The following is a 2,818-nucleotide window of genomic DNA, read 5'->3' as shown; positions in this document are numbered from 1 at the left end:
CAGCGAGATCACCTATGACCGCAGTGATGGGGTGGGGGTGGTGAGTTTCGACTTCTACAACGGGGCGATGTCGACGGAGCAGTGCCGGCGGCTGGCTTCGGCGTTGCGGTACGCGGTGGCGCAGGACACGCGGGTGCTGGTGGTGCGGGGTGGTGAGGTGTTCTCCAACGGCATTCATCTGAACGTGATCGAGGCGGCGCGTCATCCGGAGCTGGAGGCGTGGATGAACATCAACGCGATCAATGCGGTGTGCCGGGAGATCGTGGGGTGCGGGAGTCAGTTGGTGGTGACGTCGATCGGGGGGAACGCGGGTGCGGGCGGGGTGATGATGGGGCTGGGTGCGGATCGGGTGATCGTGCGGGAGTCGGTGGTGTTGAATCCGCATTATCGGACGATGGGGTTGTTCGGCAGTGAGTACTGGACGTATGTGCTGCCGCGGCGGGTGGGTGCGGAGCATGCGCGGCGGTTGACGGAGCAGGCGTTGCCGGTCGGGGCGGCGCAGGCGGTGGAGTGCGGGCTGGCGGACAAGGCGTTGCCGGGGTCGCGGCTGGATTTCGAGCGCCGGGTGCTGGAGTACGCCGAGCGGCTGGCGGCGGATCCGGGTTACGATCGGCTGCTGGCGGGCAGGCGGCAGGTGCGTCAGGTGGATGAGCGGCGTAAGCCGTTGGACGCCTACCGGGCCGAGGAGCTGGCGGAGATGAGCCGGGACATGTTCGATGATCGTAGTGGGTTCCGGCAGGCGCGGCGGGAGTTCGTGCACAAGGCGAAGGTGGTGGCGACGCCGGAGCATCTGGCGGGTCATCGGGAGTTGTCCGGCGCGCCGGGACCCTCGGTCGCGGGTGCATCTCATATGTGAGATATGGTGGCCGTGTGGCAGATGATTATCTTGTGCGGATCGGTCGGCTGATCCGGGATGCGCGTCAGCATCGCGGGTGGACTCAACTGCAGCTTGCCGACGCGCTGGCGACGAGTCAGAGTGCGGTCAACCGCATCGAGCGCGGAAACCAGAACATCAGTCTTGAGATGATCGCCCGGATCGGTGAGGCGCTCGACAGTGAGATCGTCTCGCTCGGTTATGCGGGGCCGATGCATCTGCGGGTGGTGGGTGGCCGCCGGCTTTCCGGCAGCATCGACGTCAAGACGTCGAAGAACGCGTGTGTGGCGCTGTTGTGCGCGTCGTTGCTGAACTCGGGCCGCACCATCTTGCGGAAGGTGGCGCGGATCGAGGAGGTGTACCGGATCCTGGAGGTGCTGGCCTCGATCGGGGTGCGGGCGCGGTGGATCAACGAGGGCAGCGATCTGGAGATCGTGCCTCCGGCGCGGCTGGAGCTGGAGGCGATGGACACCGAGGCGGCCCGTCGCACCAGGAGCGTGATCATGTTCCTGGGGCCGTTGATGCATCGGACGGAGCAGTTCCAGATCCCGTATGCGGGGGGTTGTGATCTGGGTACGCGTACGGTGCAGCCGCACATGTCGGCGTTGCGGCCGTTCGGGCTGGACATCACCGCGACCGGGGGTTTCTACCATGCGCGGGTGGATCGGTCGGTGTCTCCGTCGCGGCCGATCGTGCTGACCGAGCGGGGTGACACGGTGACGGAGAACGCGTTGCTGGCGGCGGCGCGGCATGACGGGGTGACGGTGATCCGTAACGCCTCCTCCAATTACATGGTGCAGGACCTGTGCTTCTTCCTGGAGGAGCTCGGGGTGCGGGTGGAGGGTGTCGGGACGACGACGCTGACGGTGCACGGGGTGCCGTCGATCGAGCGGGATGTGGATTATTCGCCGTCGGAGGATCCGGTGGAGGCGATGAGTCTGCTGGCTGCGGCGGTGGTGACGTCGTCGGAGCTGACGATCTGCCGGGTGCCGGTGGAGTTCCTGGAGATCGAGCTGGCGGTGCTGGAGGAGATGGGGCTGGATCATGATCGGGGGCGGGAGTATCCGGCGGCCAACGGTCGTACGCGGCTGGTGGATCTGACGGTGCGGCCGTCGAAGCTCGTCTCCCCCATCGACAAGATCCATCCGATGCCGTTCCCGGGGCTGAACATCGACAATGTGCCGTTCTTCGCGGCGATCGCGGCGGCGGCGCAGGGTTCGACGCTGATCCATGACTGGGTGTACGACAATCGGGCGATCTATCTGACGGAGCTGACCCGGCTGGGGGCGTCGGTGAAGCTGCTGGATCCGCATCGGGTGCTGGTGGAGGGTCCGACGCGGTGGCGGAGCGCGGAGATGATGTGCCCGCCGGCGTTGCGGCCGGCGGTGGTGGTGCTGCTGGCGATGATGGCGGCCGAGGGTACGTCGGTGCTGCGGAACGTGTATGTGATCAACCGGGGGTATGAGGATCTGGCCGAGCGGTTGAACGCGCTGGGGGCGCGGATCGAGACCTTCCGCGACATCTGAGTCCGGCTGCCGGTTGTCGGTGCGGGCCGCTACCGTCGTTCCTGGATCGGTTGTGTCGACGGGAAAAAGGGGTGCGGCGGGTGCGGCCTGCGGAGCTCGACCGGGTGACGGTGGCGGAGGCGGCGGACCGGTATGTGGAGTTGGTGCGGGCCCGGACGTTGACGGGGGCGTTGTCGCCGTCGACGGCGGAGGTGTACGCGCGGGATGTGGCGTGCCTGGTGGAGCTGGCCGGTGAGCGGGTGGTGCTCGATGATCTGACGGGCGCGGATGTGGATGCGCTCCTGCTGGCGTTCGCGCGTAAGCCGGATGGCCGCTCCTCCCCCGGTTCGGCGCGTGCGGCTGGTGGGGGGCGGGGCGGTGGGCAGTCGCCGTCGTCGCAGGCGCGGTTTCGCCGGTCGATCTCGGCGTTGTTCAAGCA

At 67.4% G+C, this 2,818-nt stretch carries 2 protein-coding genes and 1 pseudogene; all 3 read left to right on the top strand.

The window, feature by feature from the left end:
- Positions 1-856, top strand: an 856-nt coding sequence (locus tag FAF44_RS52720) for an enoyl-CoA hydratase/isomerase family protein (RefSeq protein WP_237111042.1), incomplete at its 5' end; no start/stop codon positions are given.
- A 14-nt stretch (positions 857-870) separates the two neighbouring features.
- The gene (locus FAF44_RS52715; protein WP_237111041.1) at positions 871-2,400 is read left to right on the top strand and encodes a UDP-N-acetylglucosamine 1-carboxyvinyltransferase; all 1,530 of its coding nucleotides are present in this window, start codon (positions 871-873) and stop codon (positions 2,398-2,400) included.
- Between the two features lie 80 nt (positions 2,401-2,480).
- Positions 2,481-2,818: pseudogene (locus FAF44_RS52710) on the top strand (integrase); the annotation flags it as partial.

This window comes from Nonomuraea sp. MG754425 (assembly GCF_021699195.1).
Classification (GTDB): Bacteria; Actinomycetota; Actinomycetes; order Streptosporangiales; family Streptosporangiaceae; genus Nonomuraea.
The sequence above is the reverse complement of the archived record's forward strand: the minus strand, read 5'-3'. Positions and strand labels throughout refer to the sequence as shown.